The organism is Polaribacter porphyrae (assembly GCF_002954685.1).
Classification (GTDB): domain Bacteria; phylum Bacteroidota; class Bacteroidia; order Flavobacteriales; family Flavobacteriaceae; genus Polaribacter; species Polaribacter porphyrae.
The window spans coordinates 491,349-517,568 of the sequence record NZ_MSCN01000001.1; the positions used below are offsets into that span (position 1 = coordinate 491,349).

General features: G+C 29.3%; 25 protein-coding genes. 10 read left to right on the plus strand and 15 right to left on the minus strand.

Annotation, left to right across the window (positions count from 1 at the left end):
* Positions 1-4: 4 nt before the first annotated feature.
* Together yidC and pyrG are read right to left on the minus strand one after the other, a co-directional pair.
* Positions 5-1,900 (minus strand): membrane protein insertase YidC, encoded by a 1,896-nt coding sequence (yidC, locus tag BTO18_RS02230; RefSeq protein WP_105014662.1) that lies wholly within the window; start codon positions 1,898-1,900, stop codon positions 5-7.
* A gap of 169 nt (positions 1,901-2,069) precedes the next feature.
* Entirely contained in the window at positions 2,070-3,683 is a 1,614-nt protein-coding gene (gene pyrG, locus BTO18_RS02235) for a CTP synthase (protein ID WP_105014663.1), read from the minus strand.
* A 111-nt stretch (positions 3,684-3,794) separates the two neighbouring features.
* Between pyrG and BTO18_RS02240 the strand changes: the two genes are divergently transcribed.
* The 3 genes from BTO18_RS02240 (at position 3,795) to carB (ending at position 7,836) form a co-directional block, all read left to right on the plus strand.
* Positions 3,795-4,529, plus strand: a complete 735-nt coding sequence (locus tag BTO18_RS02240) for a protein NO VEIN domain-containing protein (RefSeq protein WP_105014664.1) — start codon at positions 3,795-3,797, stop codon at positions 4,527-4,529.
* A 181-nt stretch (positions 4,530-4,710) separates the two neighbouring features.
* The gene (gene rpmH / locus BTO18_RS02245) at positions 4,711-4,872 is read left to right on the plus strand and encodes a 50S ribosomal protein L34 (protein ID WP_072554477.1); all 162 of its coding nucleotides are present in this window, start codon (positions 4,711-4,713) and stop codon (positions 4,870-4,872) included.
* Positions 4,873-4,980: 108 nt separating this feature from the next.
* On the plus strand, positions 4,981-7,836 hold the full coding sequence (gene carB / locus BTO18_RS02250; RefSeq protein ID WP_105014665.1) for a carbamoyl-phosphate synthase large subunit: 2,856 nt from the start codon (positions 4,981-4,983) through the stop codon (positions 7,834-7,836).
* A 64-nt stretch (positions 7,837-7,900) separates the two neighbouring features.
* Here the strand turns inward: carB and BTO18_RS02255 are convergent, their stop codons facing one another.
* The 4 genes from BTO18_RS02255 to fahA all read right to left on the minus strand — a co-directional run bounded on the left by BTO18_RS02255 (position 7,901) and on the right by fahA (position 12,353).
* On the minus strand, positions 7,901-9,580 hold the full coding sequence (locus BTO18_RS02255; protein ID WP_105014666.1) for a serine hydrolase: 1,680 nt from the start codon (positions 9,578-9,580) through the stop codon (positions 7,901-7,903).
* A 315-nt stretch (positions 9,581-9,895) separates the two neighbouring features.
* A complete protein-coding gene (locus BTO18_RS02265; protein ID WP_105014668.1) occupies positions 9,896-10,447 on the minus strand; it encodes an RNA polymerase sigma factor in 552 nt (183 codons plus the stop codon).
* 9 nt (positions 10,448-10,456) lie between these two features.
* On the minus strand, positions 10,457-10,789 hold the full coding sequence (locus BTO18_RS02270; RefSeq protein ID WP_146106873.1) for a DUF6249 domain-containing protein: 333 nt from the start codon (positions 10,787-10,789) through the stop codon (positions 10,457-10,459).
* A 286-nt stretch (positions 10,790-11,075) separates the two neighbouring features.
* Positions 11,076-12,353, minus strand: a complete 1,278-nt coding sequence (fahA, locus tag BTO18_RS02275; protein ID WP_105014670.1) for a fumarylacetoacetase — start codon at positions 12,351-12,353, stop codon at positions 11,076-11,078.
* A 197-nt stretch (positions 12,354-12,550) separates the two neighbouring features.
* Between fahA and glyA the strand changes: the two genes are divergently transcribed.
* Entirely contained in the window at positions 12,551-13,825 is a 1,275-nt protein-coding gene (gene glyA, locus BTO18_RS02280; RefSeq protein ID WP_105014671.1) for a serine hydroxymethyltransferase, read from the plus strand.
* 85 nt (positions 13,826-13,910) lie between these two features.
* Positions 13,911-15,155, plus strand: a complete 1,245-nt coding sequence (locus BTO18_RS02285) for a cation:proton antiporter (RefSeq protein WP_105014672.1) — start codon at positions 13,911-13,913, stop codon at positions 15,153-15,155.
* Positions 15,156-15,214: 59 nt separating this feature from the next.
* Here the strand turns inward: BTO18_RS02285 and BTO18_RS02290 are convergent, their stop codons facing one another.
* From BTO18_RS02290 to BTO18_RS02305, 4 genes are all read right to left on the minus strand, one after another.
* Positions 15,215-15,400, minus strand: a complete 186-nt coding sequence (locus BTO18_RS02290) for a CsbD family protein (protein WP_105014673.1) — start codon at positions 15,398-15,400, stop codon at positions 15,215-15,217.
* Positions 15,401-15,459: 59 nt separating this feature from the next.
* The gene (locus BTO18_RS02295) at positions 15,460-15,693 is read right to left on the minus strand and encodes a hypothetical protein (protein WP_105014674.1); all 234 of its coding nucleotides are present in this window, start codon (positions 15,691-15,693) and stop codon (positions 15,460-15,462) included.
* 10 nt (positions 15,694-15,703) lie between these two features.
* Positions 15,704-15,937 (minus strand): hypothetical protein, encoded by a 234-nt coding sequence (locus BTO18_RS02300; RefSeq protein ID WP_105014675.1) that lies wholly within the window; start codon positions 15,935-15,937, stop codon positions 15,704-15,706.
* A gap of 93 nt (positions 15,938-16,030) precedes the next feature.
* Complete coding sequence (locus BTO18_RS02305; RefSeq protein WP_105014676.1) at positions 16,031-17,374, minus strand: DNA recombination protein RmuC; 1,344 nt, start codon at positions 17,372-17,374, stop codon at positions 16,031-16,033.
* A gap of 92 nt (positions 17,375-17,466) precedes the next feature.
* Between BTO18_RS02305 and BTO18_RS02310 the strand changes: the two genes are divergently transcribed.
* The gene (locus BTO18_RS02310) at positions 17,467-18,006 is read left to right on the plus strand and encodes a 1-acyl-sn-glycerol-3-phosphate acyltransferase (RefSeq protein WP_105014677.1); all 540 of its coding nucleotides are present in this window, start codon (positions 17,467-17,469) and stop codon (positions 18,004-18,006) included.
* A 127-nt stretch (positions 18,007-18,133) separates the two neighbouring features.
* Here the strand turns inward: BTO18_RS02310 and pepT are convergent, their stop codons facing one another.
* The 3 genes from pepT to BTO18_RS02325 form a co-directional block, all read right to left on the minus strand.
* A complete protein-coding gene (pepT, locus tag BTO18_RS02315) occupies positions 18,134-19,375 on the minus strand; it encodes a peptidase T (protein ID WP_105017472.1) in 1,242 nt (413 codons plus the stop codon).
* 123 nt (positions 19,376-19,498) lie between these two features.
* On the minus strand, positions 19,499-20,053 hold the full coding sequence (locus tag BTO18_RS02320) for a hypothetical protein (protein ID WP_105014678.1): 555 nt from the start codon (positions 20,051-20,053) through the stop codon (positions 19,499-19,501).
* A gap of 82 nt (positions 20,054-20,135) precedes the next feature.
* Positions 20,136-21,179, minus strand: coding sequence for a WD40/YVTN/BNR-like repeat-containing protein (locus BTO18_RS02325; protein ID WP_105014679.1), 1,044 nt, complete (start codon positions 21,177-21,179; stop codon positions 20,136-20,138).
* 47 nt (positions 21,180-21,226) lie between these two features.
* Between BTO18_RS02325 and BTO18_RS02330 the strand changes: the two genes are divergently transcribed.
* Both BTO18_RS02330 and BTO18_RS02335 read left to right on the plus strand, forming a co-directional pair.
* Entirely contained in the window at positions 21,227-22,195 is a 969-nt protein-coding gene (locus tag BTO18_RS02330) for a patatin-like phospholipase family protein (RefSeq protein WP_105014680.1), read from the plus strand.
* Between the two features lie 143 nt (positions 22,196-22,338).
* Entirely contained in the window at positions 22,339-23,244 is a 906-nt protein-coding gene (locus BTO18_RS02335) for a DUF72 domain-containing protein (protein WP_105014681.1), read from the plus strand.
* On the opposite strand, the gene BTO18_RS02340 is transcribed toward BTO18_RS02335, so the two are convergent.
* The gene (locus BTO18_RS02340) at positions 23,236-23,670 is read right to left on the minus strand and encodes a hypothetical protein (RefSeq protein WP_105014682.1); all 435 of its coding nucleotides are present in this window, start codon (positions 23,668-23,670) and stop codon (positions 23,236-23,238) included. The two genes, BTO18_RS02335 and BTO18_RS02340, sit on opposite strands and share 9 nt — an antisense overlap.
* A gap of 2 nt (positions 23,671-23,672) precedes the next feature.
* Entirely contained in the window at positions 23,673-25,133 is a 1,461-nt protein-coding gene (locus tag BTO18_RS02345) for a GFO_1087 family putative carboxy terminal peptidase (RefSeq protein ID WP_105014683.1), read from the minus strand.
* Between the two features lie 145 nt (positions 25,134-25,278).
* On the opposite strand from BTO18_RS02345, the gene BTO18_RS02350 reads away from it, so the two are divergent.
* The gene (locus BTO18_RS02350) at positions 25,279-25,788 is read left to right on the plus strand and encodes a GFO_1088 family ECF-type sigma factor (protein WP_105014684.1); all 510 of its coding nucleotides are present in this window, start codon (positions 25,279-25,281) and stop codon (positions 25,786-25,788) included.
* Complete coding sequence (locus BTO18_RS02355) at positions 25,775-26,206, plus strand: PG0215 family putative anti-sigma factor (RefSeq protein ID WP_105014685.1); 432 nt, start codon at positions 25,775-25,777, stop codon at positions 26,204-26,206. The genes BTO18_RS02350 and BTO18_RS02355 overlap by 14 nt, the downstream gene beginning before the upstream one ends.
* Positions 26,207-26,220: the final 14 nt, after the last annotated feature.

Below are 26,220 nucleotides of genomic sequence, written 5' to 3' on the forward strand. Positions count from 1 at the left end.
CCTTTTATTTTTTCTTCTGTTGTCTTGCCTGTTGCTCTTGAGCTTGTTTCATAGCAGCATCAATTCTTTGACGAAATTTACTTTTCGCTTTTTCAGGGCGTTTTTTGTTTTCCTCTATTTGTGCATGAATTTTATCTTCATCAATTACATAGTTTTTAATTACTAGCATAATAGATATGGTTAGTAAATTAGATATAAAGTAATATAAACTCAATCCACTTGCATATCTATTGAAGAAAACTAACATCATAATAGGTGATAAGTAAATCATATACTTCATCATTTTACTCATATCTGGCATCCCTTCTTGAGTAGGAGCTTGCATGTTCATTTGCTGACTTTGGTTCATCTTCATATAAAAGAAAATTGCCACAGATGCTAAAATTGGAAATAAACTTACATGATCTCCATAAAAAGGAATATCAAATGGTAAATTAAAAATTACATCATAAGAAGATAAATCTGGTGCCCATAAAAAGCCTTGTTGACGTAAAGAAATATTTGTTGGAAAAAACTTAAAAAGGGCAAAGAAAATAGGCATTTGTAATAATGCAGGTATACAACCAGACATCATACTAACTCCAGCTTTTCGTTGAATAGCCATGGTTTCTTGTTGACGCTTCATTGCGTTTTCTTTCCCTGGATATTTTTCATTTAAAGCTTGTAATTCTGGGCGAATTACTTTCATTTTTGCACTAGAAACATACGATTTATAGACTAAAGGAGACATCAAAATACGTACGACTATTGTCATTAATATGATGATTAATCCATAGTTAGACATAAAACCTTTTAAGGTATTAAATACTGGATAAAATATAGTTCTGTTTAAGAAACCAAAAATCCCCCAACCTAAATCTGCTATTTCATCTAAATCTGTACCAGCATATTTATCACTACTTAATAAATTATAATCACTTGGTCCATAAAACCATTTCATATTATAATTTAACTCACCACCAGCTAAAGTTAAAGGTGTTTTTAACTCAAATCTTTTTGTAAAAACTGTATCAATTTTTTCGTCTTTTACTAAATCTGTAGAAGTAATAGTTGCGTTGTTAAAAGGAGTATCAGTTAATAAGTTTGATGTAAAAAAGTGTTGTTTATAAGCTACCCAATCAACATCGTTCACAACTTCTGTGTTACCAGCATTTAGGTAATCTACTTCGTCTTCAGTTTTATAATAGTAGTAAGAATACATTGTATTTTCTGTATACATACTTTTTTCGTGTCTGTACCCATTTAAAGTCCAATCTAAATTAATAGGTGTAGAAGAGTTGATGACATTGCTTAAACCTTGAGAACGAATAGAAAAATCAACCATGTATTCTTTAGGTTTCATTTCATATCTATACTCTAAAAATTGTGTGTCAGAAACTTTTAATTTCATTGACAGTACTTGGTTTTCTCCATTTTTAGTGTATACAGGCTCAAAAAATAAATCTTTAGTATTTAAAATTCGGTTATCTGTAGTCCCAAAATTGATGTTAAAAGACGCATTATTGTCTTTAACCATGTATAAAGGTAGTGAATCGTAAGTCTTATAATTTTTAATTAAGGCTTCAATAATTTGTCCACCTTTATTGTCAATTTTAAGTTGTACTAATTCATTTCCAATAGTAGTAGTACCTTCAGTTCCTTTAAGAGCACTGTATGCAAAAGCACCTAATTTATTTTGTAGTGCAACATTCTTTAAAGAATCATTAGCAAAAGTTGGTGTAGCAGTAGTATTTACTACATCATTTTTAATAGTCGTATTTTTAGTACTATCTACTATTTGCTCTGTAGTTGCATTTTCTGGAGTAACTTCAGGTTTATTTGTATTAAAGTACCATAACATAATCCCTGCAAGCAGAATCATTCCTATAAATGAATTATAATCGAATTTTTTTTGTTCCATGTGTAAATTAAAATGTCAATTTGTCATTAGTTCAAGAAATTCTCTTGAGAAAAACGCGACAAATGTAGCAAAACCCAATCTATTTTAGTGGATTTCTATACTATTATTATTGATATATGATGTAGTTCAATTAGTGTTCCGTTTTTTATATTGAACTTATTTAAGCATCTTATTTTTTTGAATATTTTAAAGCAGCTTTAATAAAATCTACGAATAAAGGATGAGGTTTTAAAACGGTACTTTTATATTCTGGGTGATATTGAACTCCAACAAACCAAGGATGATTTTCTAACTCAACAACTTCTACCAAGTTTGCTTTAGGATTAATTCCAGTTGCTTTTAACCCAGCAGCTTCAATTTGATCCTTATATTCGTTATTGAATTCGTATCTGTGTCTGTGTCTCTCACTTATCAATTCAGATTTGTAAGCGTTATAGACTTTAGTTCCTTTAGAAAGTTTACAATCCCAAGCACCCAAACGCATAGTGCCACCCTTATTTGTAACATTTTCTTGACTTTCCATAAGGTTTATTACAGGGTTTAATGCATCTTTTTTCATTTCTGTTGAAAACGCATCTTTTAAACCTAAAACATTTTTAGAAAATTCTATCACTGCCATTTGCATCCCCAAACAAATTCCTAAAAAAGGAATATTATTTTCTCTTGCATACTGCACTGCTTTTATTTTACCATCAATTCCTCTATCTCCAAAACCAGGTGCTACTAAAATTCCATTAACTCCTTTTAACTTTTTTTCATAGTTTTTTGGAGTCAAGCTTTCTGAATGTACCCATCTTACTTTCACTTTGGTTTCATGTGATGAACCAGCATGAATAAATGCTTCTGTGATTGATTTATAAGAATCTTGCAACTCGATATATTTACCAATTAAAGCAATTTCTACTTCGTGTTTTGGGTTTTTATGTTTTCGTAAAAAGTCATTCCAAATTTCTAAAGAGGGTTTTATAGGTGACGAAAGTTGTAGTTTTTTTAATACAACTTCATCTAAACCTTCTTCCAACATTAAATTAGGAACATCATAAATAGTTTCTGCATCAATAGATTGTATAACATCTTCCTTTTTTACATTGCAGAATAAGGCTAATTTACGTTTTATGTCATCAGAAATTTGGTGTTCAGTTCTACAAACCAAAATATCTGGACTTACTCCACTTTGCATTAACATTTTTACAGAATGCTGTGTAGGTTTTGTTTTTAACTCGCCAGCTGCAGCCAAAAAAGGGACTAATGTTAAGTGAATTACAATAGCGTTTTCTTCTCCTTTTTCCCAAAGCATTTGCCTTACAGATTCTACATAAGGTAATGATTCAATATCACCAACAGTTCCTCCAATTTCGGTAATTACAATATCATAATCACCAGTTTCACCTAAAATCTGAATACGGTGTTTAATCTCATCAGTTATATGAGGAATAACTTGAACGGTTTTTCCTAAAAACTCTCCTTTACGTTCTTTATCAATTACAGATTGATAAATTCTACCTGTAGTTACATTATTAGCTTGCGAAGTTGGAATGTTTAAAAAACGCTCATAATGCCCTAAATCTAGATCTGTTTCAGCACCATCATCAGTTACATAACATTCTCCATGCTCATAAGGATTTAATGTACCTGGATCAATATTAATGTAAGGATCTAATTTTTGTATGGTAACAGAAAAGCCTCTTTGTTGCAATAATTTAGCTAATGAAGCAGCAATAATTCCTTTTCCTAGTGATGAAGTTACGCCTCCTGTTACAAAAACGTATTTAGTATTCTGCATGGTTATTTCAGGTTTGAGCAAAAGTACTAACTCTAAAATTTACCACAAATAAAAAAGCGTAAATAATTATTAAGATTATATTTGTTTAGAATAGGGTTTATTTTATTATTAATGAATAAGAGAGAAAAGTCAATATTAGCAGGTTTATATGTGTCGAAATTCAATGAATTGGCTTTAAAGGAACTTGAATTTAAAACTTACCAAGAGTATTTTAATACTATCGGTTATTCTTTAGGTAGTAAGCCATCATCTATAAAAAATTATAGAGATGAATTTGATCCTTATTTTCCAAACTCTAGAAAAGGATGGCATAAAAGAAAAATTAGAGTTTATTGCAAAAATGTTTATGATGCTTTTAAGGATTTATCTATAGCAGAATTTTCAGAGTTAATTAAATCATTTTTGATTGATAATTATCAAATTAAAAAATTTATTAATAAAGAAATTAGAAGTGATTATTCTGAAATAATTTCTAAAAGATTATTAACGGGTAAAGCTGCTGAAGAATATTTTAAAATGGAGTTTTCAAAAATTAATTTATTTAATTCTTATTCTCTTAAAGATACAACAAATATGGCTTGTGGTTTTGATTATAAGTTGTCAATTGACAATAATTATTACTGTGTTGAAGTTAAAGGCTTAAATTCTAACAAAGGAAATATTTTGTTAACGGAAAAAGAATATTTAATAGCAGAAAAATTGAAATCAAAATATTGTTTATTTATAGTAAAAAATTTTCAAGAGAAACCTTTCCATGAAATCATTTTTGATCCAATACATTCGAATCTAGATTTTAAAAAAGTTAAAAGAGAAGTTCTTCAAGTTAGTTATAACGCTAGTATATAGTTTTTTAAAAGCTGTAATTTTAAAATAAACTTAAAAAATCAAAACTAAAAAAATATTTTAATTTTTTTAGAAATACTATTTGTCAAAAATAAAAACAGTTGTATATTTGCCCACGCTTTATAATAGGTAATTATTATAAAGTAGATAAAAGAAATTAAGAAGATATTTAAAAATACAGATAATGCCAAAAAGAACGTATCAACCATCAAAAAGAAAGAGAAGAAACAAGCACGGTTTCAGAGAGAGAATGGCTTCTGCTAATGGTAGAAAGGTATTAGCGCGTAGAAGAGCTAAAGGAAGGAAAAAAATATCTGTTTCATCTGAAGCTAGACCAAAAAGATAAATGATTAACAATTGTTAATATATAAGGTGTTACTTTTTTAAGTAACACCTTTTTTTATATCTAATCACTAACTATTTTTGTAAAACTTAAAAATACAACAACTTAACAATGCCAAAAAGAGAAGACCTTAAATCCATTTTAATTATTGGTTCAGGACCTATTGTAATTGGTCAAGCTTGTGAATTTGATTATTCTGGTTCACAATCTTTACGTTCTTTAAGAGAAGATGGAATAGAAACAATCTTAATCAACTCTAATCCTGCAACAATTATGACAGATCCTTCAATGGCAGATCATGTGTATTTGTTGCCTTTAACTACAAAATCTATTATTCAAATTTTAAAAGAGCATCCTCAAATTGATGCAGTTTTACCAACAATGGGAGGTCAAACTGCATTAAATCTTTGTATTGAAGCAGATGATAAAGGAATTTGGAGTGATTTTGATGTAAAAATGATTGGTGTTGACATTAATGCAATCAATGTTACTGAAGATAGAGAACAGTTTCGTAAGCTAATGGGTAAAATTGGTGTAGCAATGGCTCCTCAAGAAACTGCAACATCTTTCTTAAAAGGTAAAGAAATTGCACAAGATTTTGGTTTCCCATTAGTAATTCGTTCTTCTTATACTTTAGGAGGTGCAGGAGCATCAATAGTTTATGACCCAAAAGATTTTGATGAATTATTACGTAGAGGTTTAGAAGCATCCCCAATTCATGAAGTGATGATTGATAAAGCTATGATGGGTTGGAAAGAATACGAACTAGAATTGTTGAGAGATAAAAATGATAACGTTGTTATTATTTGTTCAATCGAAAATATGGATCCAATGGGTATTCATACAGGAGATTCTATTACTGTTGCTCCTGCAATGACATTGTCTGACAAAACATATCAGAAAATGCGTGATATGGCTATACATATGATGCGTTCTATTGGAGATTTTGAGGGTGGTTGTAATGTGCAATTTGCAGTTTCTCCTGATGAAAAAGAAGATATTATTGCCATTGAAATTAATCCACGTGTTTCTCGTTCATCAGCATTGGCTAGTAAAGCAACTGGATATCCAATTGCAAAAGTGGCTACAAAATTAGCTATTGGTTATACATTAGATGAATTAGAAAATCAAATTACAAAATCTACATCAGCTTTATTTGAGCCAACTTTAGATTATGTTATTGTAAAAATTCCACGTTGGAATTTCGATAAATTCGAAGGTTCAGACAGAACTCTAGGATTACAAATGAAAGCTGTTGGTGAAGTGATGGGTATTGGACGTTCTTTCCAAGAAGCATTGCATAAAGCAACTCAATCTTTAGAAATTAAAAGAAATGGATTAGGTGCAGATGGAAAAGGATACAAAGATTATAATCAAATTATTGAAAAATTAACCAACGCAAGTTGGGATCGTGTTTTTGCAATTTATGATGCTATAGCATTAGGAATTCCACTAACTCAAATTTATGATATCACTAAAATTGATATGTGGTATTTAAAACAATATGAAGAATTGTTTCAACTTCAGAAAGAGATTTCATCTTATACAATTGATACAATTCAAAGAGATTTATTATTAGAAGCTAAACAAAAAGGGTATGGAGATAGACAAATCGCTCATATGCTAGATTGTTACGAAAGTGAAGTCTATACTAAAAGAGAAGAACTTAAAATTCAACGTGTTTATAAGTTAGTAGATACTTGTGCTGCCGAGTTTGAAGCGAAAACACCTTATTATTATTCAACTTTCGAAAATGAAGTAAAAACTGCAGATGGAGAGATTGTTGTTGCCAATGAAAGTATTGTTTCTGATAAAAAGAAAATTGTTGTTTTAGGTTCAGGACCAAACAGAATTGGTCAAGGAATTGAATTTGATTATTGTTGTGTGCATGGAGTTTTAGCAGCTGCAGAATGTGGTTATGAAACCATTATGATTAACTGTAATCCAGAAACAGTTTCCACAGATTTTGACACAGCAGATAAATTATATTTTGAACCCGTTTTTTGGGAACATATTTACGACATCATCAGACATGAAAAGCCAGAGGGAGTTATTGTACAATTAGGAGGGCAAACTGCTTTAAAATTAGCTGAAAAGTTAACTAAATACGGAATTAAAATTATAGGAACTTCTTTTGAGGCTTTAGATATTGCTGAAGATAGAGGTCGTTTTTCATCAATGTTGAAAGAAAATAACATTCCTTATCCAGAGTTTGGTATTGCAGAAACTGCAGATGAAGCTTTAGCTTTGGCTGATGAATTAAACTTTCCGATTTTGGTAAGACCTTCTTACGTTTTAGGAGGACAAGGGATGAAAATTGTTATCAATAAAGAAGAACTTATTGAGCATGTTGTAGATTTATTACGTGGCATGCCAGGAAACAAATTATTGTTAGATCATTATTTAGATGGTGCTATTGAAGCAGAAGCTGATGCTATTTGTGATGCTGATGGAAATGTATATATCATTGGAATTATGGAGCATATAGAACCGTGTGGAATTCATTCAGGAGATTCTAATGCTACTTTACCTGCTTTTAATTTAGGAGAATTTGTAATGCAACAAATTAAAGATCATACACATACTATTGCAAGAGCTTTAAAAACTGTTGGTTTGATAAATATTCAGTTTGCAATTAAACATGATACTGTGTATATTATTGAAGCCAATCCTAGAGCATCTAGAACAGTTCCTTTCATTGCAAAAGCGTATAAAGAGCCTTATGTAAATTATGCTACGAAAGTAATGCTAGGAGAGAAAAAGGTTACTGATTTTGATTTTAGACCAGAGTTAGATGGTTATGCTATTAAACAACCTGTTTTCTCTTTTAATAAATTCCCAAATGTAGATAAGAAGTTAGGACCAGAAATGAAATCTACAGGAGAGAGTATTTTATTTATTGATAGCTTAAAAGACGATGATTTTTACGATTTATATTCTCGTAGAAAAATGTATTTGAGTAAATAGTTTCAGTTGTATTTTAATATTATAAAACCTTCAATTCTAAATTCAGAATTGGAGGTTGTTTTTTTTAGTTTGAATACAGTTTTTTAAACTTTAAGTTTCTTGCTCTACTACCCCTGTTGAGGTAAAATTCATTTACAGTATTTCCACTAGTTTTAAAGATAATTGAACTTGCCAATTCTTTGTTTGGAATAAAAATTTCTGCTGTTTTATCTTTTAAAAGTACGCTTCCATATTTTGTGCCTGATAATTCAAGTTGGTTTTCTATTTCTTTAATTTTTACAAACACTTCTAACTCTGAACTATAATAAGTACCAACATAATCATCAAAATTTAATAGATTTTTTTTAATATCATCATTTTTTGGTTGTAATTTTTTTAAAGCTCCAATTTGGTTACCATTTTGGAATACATTAGCCTCCATCAGCTTTGTTTTCTTATTCATTTTAAACTCAACTAAACCATTATTAGGAAGTTGAAATTTTGTGTTTGATAAAGCAAAGACTTCATCTTTTTCTCTGCCTTGTAGTTGAAGAAATAGCTTCTTTTCTTCTAAAGAAACAATCACTTCCATTTCATTGTTGAATAAATATTTGCCAGTATATTTTTCGAGAATTTTTGTGGACACAGTTAACCTTTTGATTTCTTTTTTCTCACTATTTTTTACTGTTTTTTTATCTAAAAGGATTTCAAGTATTTTAAAACCAAAGTCTTCTAGTGGATTTAAATTACCAAAGTTACTCAATATCACAAAAGAGAAATTATCTTCTGGAAATATTGCAATTTGACTTCTAAAACCAGCTGGTGTTGCTCCAGAATGTTCTATCTTTAAACTCTTTTTATAAGAACCAATACCTAAACCAAATCCATAATTTACTGGAGTATTTGTATTCAACTTTCCTTTTGTTTTCATCAATTTAAATACTTTTGGAAATTTTATGTCATTCTCTAAATAAAGCATCCATTTAGACATATCCTCAATAGTACTATAAACAGCACTAGATCCAATTAGTGACATCCCATTATTTTGCTGATAACTAAATGAACTCTCATTTTTGTAATAAGCAATAGCTCTATTTTTAATAAGTTGGCTAGGATTATCATTAACAAAAGTATTCTTCATTTTTAAAGGGATAAATATATTTTCATGACACCATTTTTTGAAAGACAAATTTGTAACTCTTTCAACAATAACTGCTAGTAAAACATAGTTTGTGTTTGAATAATCGTATTCAGAGCCTACTTTAAAGTTTAATTCTGTTTGATTTTTTATAAGATATAATGCCTCTTCAACAGTGAAATTGCCTCTAAAATTTGATAAACCAAATAATTCTCCAACATCTCTTAATCCACTTGTATGATATACCAAGTTTTTAAGACGTATTGTACTCTTTATATTTTTTAATTCAGGCAAATATTTTAAAACATTACCGTCTAAATACAATTTGTTTTCAAGAATAAGTTTAGCTATTGCAAAACCAGTAAATTGTTTGGCCAATGAAGCCATATCAAAAACTGAATTTTTATTCAATTTTCTATCATATTCCATGTTTTCATAGCCAAATGAATTGGAATAGACTACTTCATTATTTTGTGCAATAGCCACAGAAAATCCAGGACTCACCTCTTTTTTATTCTGCCACTCTGTAAATATTTTTTTTATATCATCTAGTTTTTGATTTTGAGTATATAAATTTGAGCTAATTGAGATACTTATAAAAAGTATTATTAAGTTAAACTTTTTCATGGTGCGTATTTTTTATGTTTAAGTTATGTTGGAACTGAAAGAATATGAGTAAGAGACTAATTATCGCTAAAATTATGTTTATAAATAAATTGTTGTAAGTTTCACGCTGTTTTACAGAAATAAAATCTGTGAAAATAAAAATTGAAAACACGACAAATAACAAAAGAAAAGTGATTGCAGTTCTTAAATATTTTCTTTTTTTCTTTTTATAATAAGCCTGTTTTTTTAACTGCATTACTACAGTTGTATCAAAATTAAGATGTTTATAATCTATATTGGCTTTGTTAAAAAGATTCTTTAAATGTTTTTCAGTATTCATATTTTAAAATTTTTTTCATAGGATGAATGTAAATAGTGGTACAAGTTTTTTCTACCTCTATGTAAAAGCACTTTTATATTACTACTAGAAAATGATGTTACTTCTTCAATTTCTGAAATAGAAGACTCTTCTAAATAATATAAACGAATGCATATAGCTTCTTTTTGAGACAGAAGATTTAATCCTTTTTCTAATAGTATATTTAGTTCATTTTTGTCTATTTTCTCAATGCCAGTGTTGAGTTCAATATCTTCGTTTTTTGAAAAATCAGATAAAAGATGTATTGCTTTTACTTTTTTTTTAGCTAGTTTTAATGAGTTGTTTATAGCTATCTTACAAACCCAAGTAGAAAACTTACTATCTCCTTTAAAAGAGTCTAAAACTTCAAACGCTTTTACAAAACTATCTTGAACTGCATCTTTAGCATCAGCTTCATTTTTTAAAATAGATAAGGCACAATGGAATACAATTTTTTGATATTTTTTAACCAAAAACCCATAGGCATCAATATCTCCATTTAATACTCTTTTAATATAGATTTCATCCATAAGAGAGTACTAATTGTTTTCTTGATATTTTTTGATAAAGAAAAAAGAGAAAATCAATCCAATACCACCAAAGCAAAAAATTAATGCTGGATATAAGATATTATCTATATTTGAGTTAATTACTCTAATTATGTATGCTGTTAAGATTCCAATACCAATACCTAGAGACAAAAAGCCAAATTTTATTTCTAAAAAATCTTTATGTTTTGATGTTATATAGATTCCTTTTTCTATGCGTAACATTCTTTCTAAATGTCTGCTTTTTAAAAAAGAATAGATGGTAATACCAGCTATAACTGCAATTATTGTAAGCACGATTCCTGGTTCTAAAGATAAATTCATAATTACTGTTTTAAAATATGATACTTTTAAATGACTTTTGGTTACAAAATAAACCAATATAATTTAAATGATTTTTTTAAATAACTGTAAGTCAGTAATTTAAAATTTTTATGATAGATGAAATATAAGTGAGTATGGTTTTTGTGGTAAGATGACTATACTCTTAATTAAGTTTTTTGTTTTATATTCTCGTAGAAAGATGTATTTAAGTAAGTAATTTTACTGATATTTAAATAAAAAAGCATCCAAATTGGATGCTTTTTTTATTTAATGAGAATTTTTATTCTTACTTCGCAGGCAAAACTTTACCAATACATTCTCCAAAACCAATGCGAACTTTATCATTTTTACAATGTGCACGCATAATTACAGTATCATTATCATTTATGAACTTACGAGTTGTACCGTCTTTTAATTTTATAGGATTTTGTCCTCTCCAAGTCAATTCTAACATAGAGCCATAACTATCTTTTGTTGGACCAGAAATTGTACCAGAACCCATCATATCTCCAGCTTCAACTGGGCAACCATTTACAGTATGGTGTGCCAATTGTTGAGCCATAGTCCAATACATATACTTAAAGTTAGAGTTAGCAACAGTGGTTTCTTCACCATTTTCTGGTTTTATGCCAACTTGCAAATGAATGTCATAACTTCCTTTCCCTTCTTGTTTTAAATACGGTAAAGGCTCATGTACTTGTTTGGGATTATCAGTTCTAAAAGGCTCTAAAGCATCTAGGGTTACAATCCAAGGAGAAATTGTTGAAGCAAAATTCTTCCCTAAAAAAGGACCTAAAGGAACATATTCCCAAGCTTGAATATCTCTAGCTGACCAATCATTAAATTGTACCAACCCAAAAATATATTCTTCAGCTTCTTCAATTGGGATTCTTTCTCCTAAAACATTAGCATCTGTTGTAATGAATGCCATTTCTAGCTCAAAATCTAATAATTTACTAGGACCAAAACCAGGTGTTTTACTTCCTTCAGCTGGTCTAGTTTGTCCATAAGGTCTTCTAATAGGTGTTCCAGAAGGAATGATTGAAGAACTACGTCCATGATAACCTATTGGAATGTGCAACCAATTTGGTAATAATGCATTTTCTGGATCTCTAAATAAAGAACCTACATTAGTAGCGTGTTCTTTGCTAGCATAGAAATCTGTATAATCACCCACAGCAACAGGCAATAACATTTCTACTTCATCCATTCTAAAAATAATTTTATCTTTATGAGCTGCATTATCTCTTAATTTTCCGTTTTTAACATCAAATACTTCAGCAATTTTATTACGAACTAATCTCCATGTTTTACGACCATCAGCTATAAAATCATTCAAATTATCTTGTAAAAACATATCATCTGTTAGAGGTACATCTTCAAAATAACCCAATTGATGAAAAGCACCTAAATCAATTGCATAATCTCCAATTCTACTACCTATCGTAATTATATCATCTCTAGTAATAAAAACACCAAATGGAATATTTTGTATTGGAAAATCTGAATTTTCATTTACTTTTAACCAAGACTTTCTATTAGGATTGTTAGCTGTTATAATCATTTTACGAATTATTTATTTTTACTCAAATCTACATTCTTTTTTTATCATTTTAAAATTAAAATGCGGTAAAAAGTACATTTTTTAAAAAGTTTCTTTTAAGTATATTAAATCTTAATAAAATGTTGAAAACATCATCAAAAGTTGTTTTCAAACAAGTCTATTTTGCCTATTTTTGACGTTTAAAATTATAAACAACAATGCAAATAGATCATCAAATTTTCGATTTAATTGAAGAAGAAAAAGAAAGACAACTCAATGGTTTAGAGTTAATTGCTTCAGAAAACTACACTAGTGAGCAAGTTATGAAAGCCCAAGGTTCTATTTTAACGAATAAATATGCAGAAGGTTACCCTGGTAAACGTTATTATGGTGGTTGCGAAATTGTAGATGTTGTTGAGCAAATTGCTATTGATAGAGCTAAAGAATTATTTGGTGCAGCTTATGTAAATGTACAGCCACATTCAGGTTCGCAAGCAAATACAGCTGTTTTTGCGGCTTGTTTAAAACCTGGAGATAAAATTTTAGGTTTCGATTTGTCTCATGGAGGGCATTTAACTCACGGTTCTCCTGTAAATTTTTCTGGTAAATTGTATAACCCCGTTTTTTATGGTGTTGAAAAAGAAACAGGAGTTTTAAATTATGATAAGATTCAAGAAATTGCATCAAAAGAAAAACCACAACTCATCATTGCTGGTGCTTCTGCATACTCTAGAGATATTGATTTTGAGCGTTTTAGAAAAATTGCTGATAGTGTTAATGCTATTTTAATGGCAGATATCTCTCATCCTGCTGGTTTAATTGCAAAAGGTATTTTAAATGACCCTTTGCCTCATTGCCACATTGTAACTTCTACAACTCATAAAACGTTAAGAGGTCCAAGAGGTGGTATCATAATGATGGGTCAAGATTTTGAAAATCCGTTTGGAGAAACTTTAAAATCTGGTAAGCCAAAGAAAATGTCTATGTTGTTAAACTCTGCTGTTTTTCCTGGGAATCAAGGTGGCCCTTTAGAGCATGTTATTGCTGGTAAAGCTATCGCTTTTGGTGAAGCATTAACGGATGAATTTTTAGAATATCAAATACAAGTAAAGCAGAATGCAGCTAAAATGGCTGAAGAGTTCGTAGCCAAAGGATATGATATAATCTCTGGAGGTACAGATAATCATTGTATGTTAATTGATTTACGTAATAAAGATATTTCTGGTAAAGACGCAGAAATTGCATTAGGTAAAGCTGATATTACAGTAAATAAAAACATGGTTCCTTTTGATGATAAATCTCCTTTCGTAACTTCAGGAATTCGTGTTGGAACACCAGCAATTACTACTCGTGGATTAGTTGAAGAAGATATGGTTGCTGTTGTTAATTTTATTGACGAAGCAATACAAAATGCAGATAATGACGAAGCTTTGCATGCAATTGGAGAACGTGTTGCAGGTATGATGAGTGCTAGAAGACTTTTTGTGATGTAAAAATCATTTTAAACTATAAAATTAAAGCATCAAGTATCTTATCTTGATGCTTTTTTATATCTTTCAAATCAGAAAATAACAATATATGGATGCTTATTCTATTGCAACAGTATTAATCTTTTTATCAGCTGCATTTGGGTTTATAAATACTCGATTTCTAAAAATGCCAAATACTATTGGTTTAATGATTATTACTATAGTATTTACTTTAGGAGTTTTATTGTTGAGTTATTTTGACCCAACACTTCTAAATGCTGAAAAAGCAATTATTTCTAATATTGATTTTAAATCTGTTCTGTTAGACGAAATGTTGAGTTTTCTTCTTTTTGCTGGAGCTCTACATACTAATTTTGAGCAATTAAAAATTCAACGTTGGCCAATTTTATTGTTTTCTACTTTAGGAGTTTTAACATCTACTTTTTTAGTAGGTGGTGCTATTTTTGGGATTTTACAAATCCTTAATTTACCAGTAGATTTTATTTACTGTTTGTTATTTGGGGCTTTAATTTCCCCAACAGATCCTATTGCTGTTTTAGGAATTTTAAAGCAAGCTGGTGTGCCTAAAAAACTGGAAACCAAAATAGTGGGTGAATCTTTGTTTAATGATGGAGTAGGAGTGGTGGTATTTTTAACCATTTATCAAATTGCAAAATCTGGAATAGATGAAGAAACTACTTTTAATGTATTTAAATTATTTGGTCAAGAAGTTTTTGGAGGCGTAGCTTTAGGTGCTATATTAGGATATATTTGTTATAAATTAATGAAAACTATTGATGATTATCATATTGAAGTTATCATCACTTTAGCAGCAGTTATGGGAGGTACAGTAATTGCTCATAAATTACATTTATCTGCACCTTTAGCAATGGTTACTGCTGGTCTAATTGTTGGAAATGATACTGTTAGAGCATCTTCGATGTCAGAAATTACAGAAAGATATGTAGATAAATTTTGGGAATTAATAGACATTCTCTTAAACGCAATTCTATTTGTTTTAATAGGGATGGAAATGCTAGTTTTAGTTTTTGAAGGTAAATATGTTGTTGCAGGTCTTATTGCTATTCCTGTTGTTTTACTTTGTAGATATATCTCACTTTTCTTACCTATTAATCTTTTTGCTAAAAAGTTAGATTTTGTACCCAAAACAAATTTAATTATGACTTGGGGTGGTTTACGTGGGGGAATTTCTATTGCACTAGCTTTAGGGCTTACCCAAGATATGAACCGTGATTTATTTTTAGTAATAACTTATGTAGTGGTTGTGTTTTCTATAATTGCTCAAGGATTAACTGTTGGTAAATTAGTTGACAGATTTAAAATTAAAGCATAAAAAAAGCATCAAATTTTATATTGATACTTTTTAAGTTATTTTTTGAAAATTTTAAGAAATTACCAGTTCTTTATTGCTTCTGCAATTTCATCCTTGGTTTTTCCATATTTTTTTTGAATTTCACCAATCATTTTTTCTTTTTCACCTTCTGCTTCTAAAGATTTATTATTGGTTATTTCACCAAACTTATCTTTAAATTCTCCTTTAATTTGTTTCCAAGTTCCTTCTTGTGTGTCTTTGTTCATAATTATTATTTTAAGTGTTAGTATTTTACGAGTAAAAAGATTAATTTCTAAATAACATATTAAGAGTTCTGAATTTTATCAGCTATTCTCTTAATAGAATTATCTGTAGCACTATGTACTTGCTTTTCTAATTTTTCTTTATCTATACCTTGTAATCTGTTTTTATTGCTATCTTTATCTTTATAGCCTTCTTTTACTGTGCCTTTTAAAGGGTGAAGATTTGGTTCAGGTTTATCACCAGAGTTATTCTTGGTAATATTTTCTGCACTAGTTCTTTTAGTATTTTCTGCCATAATTTTATTATTACATAAATTTGTTTAACATTTTTCTTTGAACAGAATTAAAGTCTTCTTCAACTTTTTCTACATCTTCAATTTTTTTTCCAATTAAGATTTCTTTATCCTTTTTACCTTTTTCTCCTTTTAGTATTTTGGTATTTTCAGTTTGGATAGTTTGTTCACCAGCTACATTTTCAGTAATTCCATCTGTTTCAATGTTTTTATATAATTTTTCTTTATTCTCTTTATTTGTATTCATAATTGTTGACTTTTAAATGATTATAATACAAATTTAGAGGATTAATAAAGTTTAGCTTACCCCAATCAAAGTTAATCTTAACTCATTAGCAAATTAATCATCACTGTTTGCTCTTTCAATAATCTTTTCTGGAAGCGATTTTTTAGCTTTTGCACCCATTTTCTTGAGCTTTTCTATACTTGTAATTAAATTCCCTCTACCATCAACTAACTTGTTCATGGCTGCATTGTAATCAGCTTTTGAGGCATCTATTTTTTTGCCAATACCAATTAAATCTTGTAATAATCCACTAAATTTATCATATAAAGCACCAGCTTGTCTTGCAATTTCTAAAGCATTTCGTTGCTGTTTTTCGTTATTCCACATCGTATCAATTGTGCGTAAGGTAGCCAGTAAAGTTGAAGGTGTAACAATCACAATATTCTTTTCAAAAGCCTTGTTATACAGGTGATTGTCAGAATTTAAGGCAATCGCAAAAGCGGGTTCTATAGGAATGAATAGCAGTACAAAATCAGGAGATTCTATCTTATAAATATCTTCATACTTTTTTTCTGACAATTGTTCTACATGACGTTTTAAAGAGTTTATATGCTCTTTTAAGTATTGTTCTTTTAAAATCTCATCTTCTTCATTTACATATTTTTCATAAGCAACTAAAGAAACTTTTGAGTCAACAATCATTTTTTTATTATCTGGTAAATGAATTACTACATCTGGTAATACTCGTTTACCCTCATCATTTGTAAAACTTTGTTGCACATAATACTCTCTGTCTTTTTCTAAACCAGACTTTTCTAAAACACGCTCCAAAACCAATTCACCCCAATTCCCTTGGGTTTTATTATCTCCTTTTAGAGCTTTTGTAAGGTTTAAAGTTTCTTTACTCATTTGTTGATTCAGCTCTTTTAAACCTAGTATTTGTTGACGTAAAGCAGCATGATAATCAATACTTTCTTTGTGAGTTTTATCTACTTTGTCCTCAAAAAGTTTAATTTTTTCTTGTAGCGGATTTAAAATTATTTTTAAATTCTCTTTATTCTGCTGTGTAAATTTTGTGGATTTATCTTCCAAAATTTTGTTTGCTAAAATTTCAAAATCTTTGGTAAATTTTTCTTGAAGTTTTTCAACTTCATTTTTATTTTCATCTAATTTTATACGTAAATTCTCAATTTCAGATTCTTGGCGTGTATTTACGGTTTGTAAATTTTCTTTTTCTTGTTGTAGATATTTTCTTTCTTTTTGTATTTCAATTTTATCTTGTTCTAATACTTCTTTATTTTGTTGTAACAAAGCAACACGCTCTTCTAAAGTAGATTTTTCTTTTTCTACACTGGTTTTTTCTTTTTCAAAGTTTAGTTTTGATAATAATTTACCAATAAAAAAACCTATCACACTAAAAATCAATGCAATTAAGAAGTATATTATAATTTCGTTCATCATATTAAATTAAGTCCTTAAATTTATCATTTTAAAATCTAAAGCAGAACTCTTCATCAAGAATTTTGTGAACAAATATTAATACATAAATATTGAAAACATTCGCAAGGTTTATCTTATTTACCATTTTGGGTTGGAGGTTTGAAGGAAACTTCCCCAAAAACCTAAAAAAATATGTGGTTATTGCTGCTCCTCATACAAGTTGGGTAGATTTTCCCATTGCAATTTTAGCAAGAATGGCTTCTGGAATTATGATAAATTATATTGGCAAAGATTCTTTATTTAAAAGTCCTTTTGGTTTTTTCTTTAGAGCTTTAGGAGGTACACCTGTAGATAGAAGTAAAAACAACAAATTAGTTGATGCTATCGTTGACATTTTTAATTCAAGAGAAGAGTTTCGATTAGGTATGTCTCCTGAAGGAACTCGAAAAAAAGTAAAACGATGGAAAACTGGTTTTTACTATATTGCAAAAGGTGCAAATGTACCTATTGTTATGGCTACTTTAGATTTTGAAAATAAACGTATTAAAATTTCCGAACCTTATTATTTAACAGAAGATAAAGAAAAAGATTTTGCTTTTTTAAGGAGATTTTTCTTAAACGTAAAAGGGAAAAATCCAGAATTGTCTTAATATCAAAATTCTTAAAATTGTACTACAATTTCTTATTTGATATATTGTAGGGATTAAGATTGACAAAGAAATTATAAGTTTTACATATATAACTATTTTTCCAAAAAATTACTTTTTAGAGATTTTTTTACGCATATTTTTCTGCCACTTTTTGAGCTATACCTACAATTACTTCAGTAGCTTTTACCATAGATTCTACAGGCACATATTCAAAACGTCCATGAAAATTATGACCACCTGCAAAAATATTTGGGCAAGGCAAACCTTTAAAAGATAATTGAGAGCCATCTGTACCACCTCTAATGGGTTTAATTAATGGTTTTATACCTTTATCTTTCATTACTTCTTCTGCAATATCTACAATATGTAATACAGGTTCAATCTTTTCTTTCATGTTAAAATATTGATTTTTTATCTCAACATGAATTAAATCTTTACCTAACCTTTCATTAAAATCAAATGCAACTTTTTGCATCAAGTATTTTCTTTTTTCAAACAAATCAAAATTATGATCTCTTATAATATACTCTAAAACTGTTTGCTCAACATCACCTTTAATATCATGTAAATGAAAAAAGCCTTCATAATCACTCGTTTTTTCAGGTACTTCATCTTGTGGTAAAGCATTGATAAACTCACTAGCTATTAACATAGAATTTATCATTTTCCCTTTTGCATAACCTGGGTGTACAATTTTTCCATTTATAGTTACTTTTGCACTAGCTGCATTAAAATTCTCATATTCTAATTCCCCAATTTGGCTGCCATCCATAGTGTAGGCCCATTCAGCTCCGAATTTATCAACGTCAAATAAATGTGCACCTTTGCCAACTTCTTCATCAGGAGTAAAACAAATCCTTATTCTACCATGTTTTATAGAAGGATTATTGATTAAAAACTCCATAGCAGAAACAATTTCTGTAATGCCAGCTTTGTCATCAGCACCTAATAAAGTTGTACCATCTGTAGTGATTAAAGTTTGTCCTTTATATTGCAGTAGATCATCAAAATCATCAGGAGATAAAATAATTCTCTTTTCTTCATTTAAAATGATGTCATTACCTTGATAGTCTTCTACAATTCTAGGTTTTACATTGGCTCCAGTAAAATCTGGGCTTGTATCTATATGTGATACAAAACCAATAGTTGGCACTTCATAATCTAAATTGCTAGGCAAAGTAGCCATCAAATAACAGTTTTCATCTAAATCTACTTCTTGCATACCAATTGCTTTGAGTTCTTTCTCAAGAAGTCTAGCTAAATCCCATTGTTTTTCTGTACTTGGAAAAGCAGGATTATTAGGATCTGATTCAGTATCAATCATTACGTATTTTATAAATCGTTCTGTGATATGTTGTTTATTTATCATTGTTTTTTGATTTTGTATTTGTGCTGTCATTTCGAATGAAGTGAAACGAAATTGAGAAATCTCTTTAATTAAAGCGTAGATATTTCTCCTCAAGGTTGAAATGACATACTAACTGTATTTTTATTAATGAATTTTGATGGTTTCTATTCGTGATAAAGATTCACAAAGACGTTGATTTACTAGCGAATCTCCATAAACAGATGTTTTTGTTTGGATAAAATTTTGTGCATCTACTTTTACAAAGATATGACAAGTGGTAAAAAGGTATTTCCCTTTTTTGCCCTTGTAAATCATATAAATTGATGGTTTATCTAGTACTTTAACTTCCTTATGCTTTATTCTAATCAATTTTTTTGTAAGCTGTTCTTGCTCTTGTTTTAACAAAAAAGCTTCATTAAAATTGATGTTATTATTTACAAAAGTAACATCTAGTAATGTAGATTCTGTTAATTGTTTTGTAGTGTCTGCTGTAAATATTGAAGATTGTATTGCGTCTTTATACAAGTTTGTTTTCCAACTTTTTGGTATTTGAATAGAGAATTGATTTGTTACATCCTCTACAATTTCTAGATTATTTAAAGATGCTATTTTGCAATTAAAATCTTTATTGATTTCTGATGGAGTATTACATGAGAAAATAAGTGCTGTTATTAGAAAAAGAAAACTATTTTTTGACACGGATCTTACAGATTTATACAGATTTTTTAACTTCTAATTTAATCAACTTTGTTTCTTTGAGACTTTGCACATCTATATAACTTCAATTTAAAACCAACTTCCCAATTTTCTCATTACCACTTAACCAAGCTGTGTTTTTATCAACAAAATCGATAGCATAATAACCTTCTTTTGATACTTGTTTCCATGTAATTCCACCATCATTAGAAAAATCAATTCCAGTTTTGCCAACTGCAAAAACTTCTTTTCCATTGGTATTTGGTACGTATTGTATACAACTTTTGTAATTTGGGTTTTGCCCATCAGCAACTAGTGTCCACGTTTTTCCACCATCTTTAGTAATGGCTTTGTTGGCCTTGTTTTCTTCTGGTTTCGAATAATCTCCACCAATAATAATACCGTTAGTTTTATCAGCAAAATCAATAGAGTAAATTCCCTGTGGTCCATTTCCTTGAATTATTGGTGTATTAAAAATCTGCCAAGTTTGTCCATAGTCGTTAGACTTTAAAATACGTGCTTTTGTTCCTCCAGAAGCTATCCAAACTGTACTTCCAATAGTTTTAATATTGGTATTACTTGCTGCGAAAAAAGCTTCTCCTTCCTCAAAAACAGGTAGTTTATCACAAGGCAGTTTTGTCCAAGTATTTCCACCATCAGCAGTTAAAATGATTGATGCACAATTTTCTGTAGGATCACCAACAGCAATTCCATGCACATTATCTTCAAAGAATTTTACTGAATCATAAAAAACTTTTTCGTGTTCTTCTTTGTAAACTAACGTACTTTCCCCTTCAGAAATTTTATATAATAATGCTGGGTTAGCAATAGACAAAACAAAATAATCTTTACCATTAAAAGCTAAACTTCTAAAATGAGGAACAATAGAATCTTTATATTTTATTTTTAAAGCGTTTAAAGAAACACCTTTATCTGTTTTAAAACCAACATCACCTTTAGAACCCGCATAAAAAACACTATTTTTATCAACTGCCTTTATGGCTCTAATACTAGTTTTATCAACTTTAAATTCTTGAATAGTAATATTTTCTATAGTTCTAACTTCAATTTCTTTTTTGCAGTTTATAACTAGTAATAAACTACATAAGAGTAGTGGTATTCTTTTCATTTTTAGTTATTTTTATAAATCTAAAGTAAACAAATCATTTTGAGTTAATGAAAAAAGCGTTAGTTATTTCTGGAGGAGGAAGCAAAGGTGCATTTGCAGGTGGAGTTGCACAGTATTTAATGACTAAAGAACATAGAGAATATGATTTATTTTTAGGCACTTCTACAGGTAGTTTAATGGTTTCTCATTTAGCTTTAGGAATGTTAGACGAATTAAAAAAACTTTACACGAATGTAAACCAAGATACTATTTTTAGTAGCAATCCATTTAAAATTAAAAAAGTTGCAGGAGAAAAAGTAGTGAGTATTAATCATTTTGGTATGGTAAGAAATTTTTTTAAAGGTAGAAAAACCTTTGGAGAAAGTAAAAACTTGCATAATTTAATTAAAAATAACATCACCAAAAAGATGTATGAAGAAATTAAAGAAAGCAACAAAGAAATTGTAGTAACAGTGTCTAATTTAACCCAAAATCAAATTGAATACAAATCGAATAAAGACTGTACCTACGAAGATTTTTGCGATTGGATTTGGGGTTCTTGCAACTACGTACCTTTTATGAGTTTACTCGAAAAAGACAGACAACAATATGCAGATGGTGGTTTTGGTTCATTGGTGCCAATTAGAGAAGCTATTTTAAGAGGAGCTACAGAAATTGATGCTATTATTCTAGAAACAGAAGTGAGTCAGATTAATAGATTGCCAGCTAAAAACCCTTTTTCTTTATTGTTTGACGTGTTCGATTTTATGCTCACACATGTAGAAAGACATAATATTACCATAGGCAAATTAGCTGCTAACAACAAAGATGTAAAACTAAATTTATATTATACTCCAACAGTTTTAACAACAAATTCGTTGGTTTTCGACGAAAAAACAATGCGTAAATGGTGGAAATCTGGCTACAAATATGCAAAATCGAAACGCGAGGAATTAATGAGTGAATTTAGACCAGATATTTTAACAGATCAAGAAGTAGAAGAAGGTTTAGATGATGTTGAAAATTTGAATATTTAATTTTTCTTGAAGCTGTTTCCTGCTTTCAGCACTCGCTTTTTTTGCCTCAAAAAGCAAAAAAGAGCTCAAACAAATGCTTCAATCAGGGCTAAACTAGTTTGCCAACTTAACTAAAAACTAAAAAACTTTTTAAATATCTAAAAATGAAATTCGGAAAAGTAGATAATCCAGAAGAAATAGATTTTACATTACCAGAAACACACTCAAAGACATTAGAGGTGTTATCAAAATATAAGAAAAAAGAAAAACCTAACTTCTTTGTGGGTTGTGCAAAGTGGAACAGAGCAGACTTAAAAGGATTTTATCCAAGAGGTACAAAAGACGAGTTAGAATATTATTCAAAACAGTTTAATTCAATAGAATTGAATGCTACATTTTACAGAAATTTCCCTGCACAACAATTTGAAAAATGGAGAGGTAAAACACCTGATAATTTTAAGTTCTTTCCGAAATTAGGTCAAGAAATTAGCCATTGGAAACGTTTAAATGGAGTAGAAGCTGTAGTAAATTCGTACATTGATAATTTTAGCAATTTAGAAGAAAAATTAGGAACCATTTTTTTACAACTCCATGCTAATTTTGGACCTAAAAATTTTGAAGTACTAAAAAATTTTATTGAAAGTTGGCCAAAAGGTTTACCTCTTGCTGTAGAAGTACGTCATAAAGATTGGTTTGCAGATACATCAATATTTAATGATTTTACGCAATTGTTAGAAGAACATAATATAGCTAATGTTTTAGTAGATACAGCTGGTAGGAGAGATATGGTGCATAATCGTTTAACGAATAATGAAGCCTTTATACGCTATGTGGGTGCAAATCATGCATCAGATTATAATAGATTAGATGATTGGGTTGTAAAACTTAAAGAATGGATTGATGCTGGGTTGCAAAACATTCACTTTTTTATTCATCAGAATTTAGAAAAAGAATCACCTTTATTAGCAACACACTTTATTAAGAATGTAAATGCTGAATTTGGTTTAGATTTAAAAATACCAAATCAAAAAGATGATTTAGAAACTAATGGACAAATGAGTTTATTGTAAAGTATTTAATTTTTCTTCAACAAATAATAATTTCTTTCGCATTCTTCTTTTATTTTTTATGTTACCAACAAAAAATGGAATAGAAGCTCCAAAATACACTGCTGAATTTAAGTACATCAAACTTTTGTAACCATGTTGTGAATCTTTTCCTGCGTCAATTACAAGTCCAGTTGCTAATAAAAAAGCACCTGTACCAGACAATACATAAGACCAAACCTTATTTTGTTTTCTTTTTTTATTATAATAGGCTAATTCTTTTAAATCTTTATTAAAATCAACATCATTAAAAGTATAGTTATTCAACGATAAATTTAGTTGGTTTAGGTTTTTAACTTCCTTTTTTGTGAAATAATCATTAATAGATTTTTCTTGAGAGTTTATTGTATAAGCACTAACTAAAAGAAATAAAAAAATCTTGTTTTTCATCTTTATTTTATAAAATCAACATACATATTATTACTAGATGGTGTTGCCAATTTAGAATTGTAAATTTCTTCTGACTGAATACTATTTTTTCGAGAAACACCTTTAGCACCAGTAGCTATATAGACTAAAGTTCTATCTAATAATGGGTCAGAACGTTCACCCAGAACCCCTAAATTACCATAGTCTTCTGCTAAAAATACTCCAGGTAAACTTGTTGCTGGGGTAAAGCCTAAAGGTTCGTTAGTATTGTCTTTATTAGAAATTTCAAGCACAATTGGTTGCATAGCATAGGTGTGATTTGGATTTAAATTTGCTCCTGTTCTTGTGTACCCTTCAGAATCATACAAAGTTACAGAGCCTACTTGTTTACCAACTGTTTTAATACCTACTAAAAATACATCAATATAAGAACTCAAAGAATTAATTACTAATTCAGATGCTGATGCTGTGCTACCAGTAACTATAAAATAAACTCTAGTAAGTTCTAAACTATTAATATTTTCTTGGAGAACTATATTACCATTTGTATCTACATTTCTAATTTCATTGGTAAAATTATTTAGAAAACGTTCAGGAGGATTTGCCTCCATAACCTTTTCATTCCAAACTTCTTGAGAGTATAATTGTCCAGCAAATTGTCCAGTAACCATTCCTCCTAAATAAGTAGCAGTTCTTACAGAGCCTCCTCCATTATAACGTAAATCAATAACAAGATCATTAATGCCTTCTGATTTAAAATTGGCAAAAGCTGCATTTAATTGAGCATCAAAACTACTAGCAAATTGATTGTACATTAAATATCCAATTTTTTGAGTACCATCAGTAATTACTTTAGAAACTGCAATAGGATTTTCTTGTAACTGTGTTTTATTAAGCGTTATAGAATTTCCATTTCCTGTTGGGTTACCATTATTATAGTTAGCTAAACCAATAGTAATAGTTGTATTACTACCAAATAAAAGGCTTCTAGCATTGTTTTCATTTAGAGGAATTCCATCAACTGTGTCAAAAATCATACCTCTAGTAATACCTTCATTATCAGCAGGCGAATTAGGGATTACATAACGTACATAGCCAAATAGATCAGAAGGATTGTTTGCTTGCCTTACCAAACCAAACTCCATTCCTGTACTTAAAGTAATGCCTTGAAAAGAATTTTCTAAAGCAATATAATCATCAACAATAATAGAAAAACGATCTGTTGGTCTATTTAATAGACTCTCAAACAGGTTTTCTGGAGTAGGAAAACCCATTAAAAAACTATTTAATTGCCCTTGATTGCTAAAACGAGTGTCTCGTAAATTAGGAATGTCACTTTGCCATAGATAATATGCATTTAAACCTTTCCAAACAAAATCATGTACTTCTATATCTTCAGGAATACCTTCATCAGATTTAGAACACCCAACTGTTATTAATAAGAATACTACTAATATTAATGTATATTTAAACTTTACTTTCATAATGAAACTCTTTGTAAATTAAACGCAATTTAATGATAATTCGTATTTTTTTGAAACTTGATGTAACAAAATATATACTTCGTCGTCGTAATTATGTAAACCTGATAAAAAAAGAATAAAAGTATCAGATAACAAACAAAAACTAATGAACCAATCAGACTTTTTAAAAGTTGTTTTACCATTTAAAGATAAGGTTTTTAGATTAGCCAAAAGACTTTTGGTTTCTACTGAAGAAGCTGAAGATGCTACACAAGAACTGTACTTTAAATTGTGGAGGAGTAAAGAAAAAATTGCTGATTATAAAAATGTAGAAGCATTTGCTATGACAATGACTAAAAATTATTGTTATGATCGTTTAAAAAGCAAACAAGCAAGTAATTTAACATTAGTTCATAGTAATTATAAAGAAAAAGAAACGTCTTTAGACAAGAAAGTAGAATATCAAGACAGTGTAAACCAAGTACACCAATTGATAGAAGATTTGCCAGAAAATCAAAAGATAATTATTCAATTAAGAGATGTTGAGCAATATGATTTTGATGAAATCTGTAAAATGGTCGATATGAAACCAACAGCAGTAAGAGTAGCATTGTCTAGAGCAAGAAAAACAATAAGAGAAGCACTAATTAAAAAACACAACTATGGAGTTAGCTAACATAGAAAAATTAGTAGAAAAGTATGAAAATGCAACTACTACATTGCAAGAAGAAACAACTTTAAGAAACTATTTTACAGAAGGTAATGTTGCACCACATTTGCAAGAGTATGCATACATGTTTAACTACTTTACTACCACAAAAGATGAAACGTTTACAAAAACCATAAAGTTAGAACCAAAGAAATCTAAAAAGAGCAACTTAAAATGGTTATCTGTAGCAGCATCAATAGCATTATTGTTTAGTGTTTTTATTGGTAAACAAATACATGACAATAATCAAAGAAAAGAAGCAGAGCGTATTTATGCTCAAGTAAGTAAAGGTTTAGAGTTGTTATCCACAAACTTAAAAAAAGGAGAACAAGCTGTAGCAACCTTATATACTTACGAAAACAAAGTAAATAACGTATTAAAATAAAAACCAAGTAAAAA

Bases quoted from the DNA above. Each gene is read 5' to 3' on its own strand.
- BTO18_RS02355 (WP_105014685.1), top strand. From the start codon at position 25,775: ATGGAGTTAGCTAACATAGAAAAATTAGTAGAAAAGTATGAAAATGCA.
- BTO18_RS02305 (WP_105014676.1), bottom strand. From the start codon at position 17,374: ATGAACGAAATTATAATATACTTCTTAATTGCATTGATTTTTAGTGTG.
- BTO18_RS02285 (WP_105014672.1), top strand. From the start codon at position 13,911: ATGGATGCTTATTCTATTGCAACAGTATTAATCTTTTTATCAGCTGCA.
- carB (WP_105014665.1), top strand. From the start codon at position 4,981: ATGCCAAAAAGAGAAGACCTTAAATCCATTTTAATTATTGGTTCAGGA.
- BTO18_RS02295 (WP_105014674.1), bottom strand. From the start codon at position 15,693: ATGGCAGAAAATACTAAAAGAACTAGTGCAGAAAATATTACCAAGAAT.
- BTO18_RS02325 (WP_105014679.1), bottom strand. From the start codon at position 21,179: ATGAAAAGAATACCACTACTCTTATGTAGTTTATTACTAGTTATAAAC.
- yidC (WP_105014662.1), bottom strand. From the start codon at position 1,900: ATGGAACAAAAAAAATTCGATTATAATTCATTTATAGGAATGATTCTG.
- pyrG (WP_105014663.1), bottom strand. From the start codon at position 3,683: ATGCAGAATACTAAATACGTTTTTGTAACAGGAGGCGTAACTTCATCA.
- BTO18_RS02335 (WP_105014681.1), top strand. From the start codon at position 22,339: ATGAAATTCGGAAAAGTAGATAATCCAGAAGAAATAGATTTTACATTA.
- BTO18_RS02240 (WP_105014664.1), top strand. From the start codon at position 3,795: ATGAATAAGAGAGAAAAGTCAATATTAGCAGGTTTATATGTGTCGAAA.
- BTO18_RS02300 (WP_105014675.1), bottom strand. From the start codon at position 15,937: ATGAATACAAATAAAGAGAATAAAGAAAAATTATATAAAAACATTGAA.
- BTO18_RS02290 (WP_105014673.1), bottom strand. From the start codon at position 15,400: ATGAACAAAGACACACAAGAAGGAACTTGGAAACAAATTAAAGGAGAA.
- BTO18_RS02270 (WP_146106873.1), bottom strand. From the start codon at position 10,789: ATGAATTTATCTTTAGAACCAGGAATCGTGCTTACAATAATTGCAGTT.
- BTO18_RS02265 (WP_105014668.1), bottom strand. From the start codon at position 10,447: ATGGATGAAATCTATATTAAAAGAGTATTAAATGGAGATATTGATGCC.
- BTO18_RS02345 (WP_105014683.1), bottom strand. From the start codon at position 25,133: ATGAAAGTAAAGTTTAAATATACATTAATATTAGTAGTATTCTTATTA.
- fahA (WP_105014670.1), bottom strand. From the start codon at position 12,353: ATGATTATAACAGCTAACAATCCTAATAGAAAGTCTTGGTTAAAAGTA.
- BTO18_RS02330 (WP_105014680.1), top strand. From the start codon at position 21,227: ATGAAAAAAGCGTTAGTTATTTCTGGAGGAGGAAGCAAAGGTGCATTT.
- glyA (WP_105014671.1), top strand. From the start codon at position 12,551: ATGCAAATAGATCATCAAATTTTCGATTTAATTGAAGAAGAAAAAGAA.
- BTO18_RS02340 (WP_105014682.1), bottom strand. From the start codon at position 23,670: ATGAAAAACAAGATTTTTTTATTTCTTTTAGTTAGTGCTTATACAATA.
- pepT (WP_105017472.1), bottom strand. From the start codon at position 19,375: ATGATAAATAAACAACATATCACAGAACGATTTATAAAATACGTAATG.
- rpmH (WP_072554477.1), top strand. From the start codon at position 4,711: ATGCCAAAAAGAACGTATCAACCATCAAAAAGAAAGAGAAGAAACAAG.
- BTO18_RS02350 (WP_105014684.1), top strand. From the start codon at position 25,279: ATGAACCAATCAGACTTTTTAAAAGTTGTTTTACCATTTAAAGATAAG.
- BTO18_RS02255 (WP_105014666.1), bottom strand. From the start codon at position 9,580: ATGAAAAAGTTTAACTTAATAATACTTTTTATAAGTATCTCAATTAGC.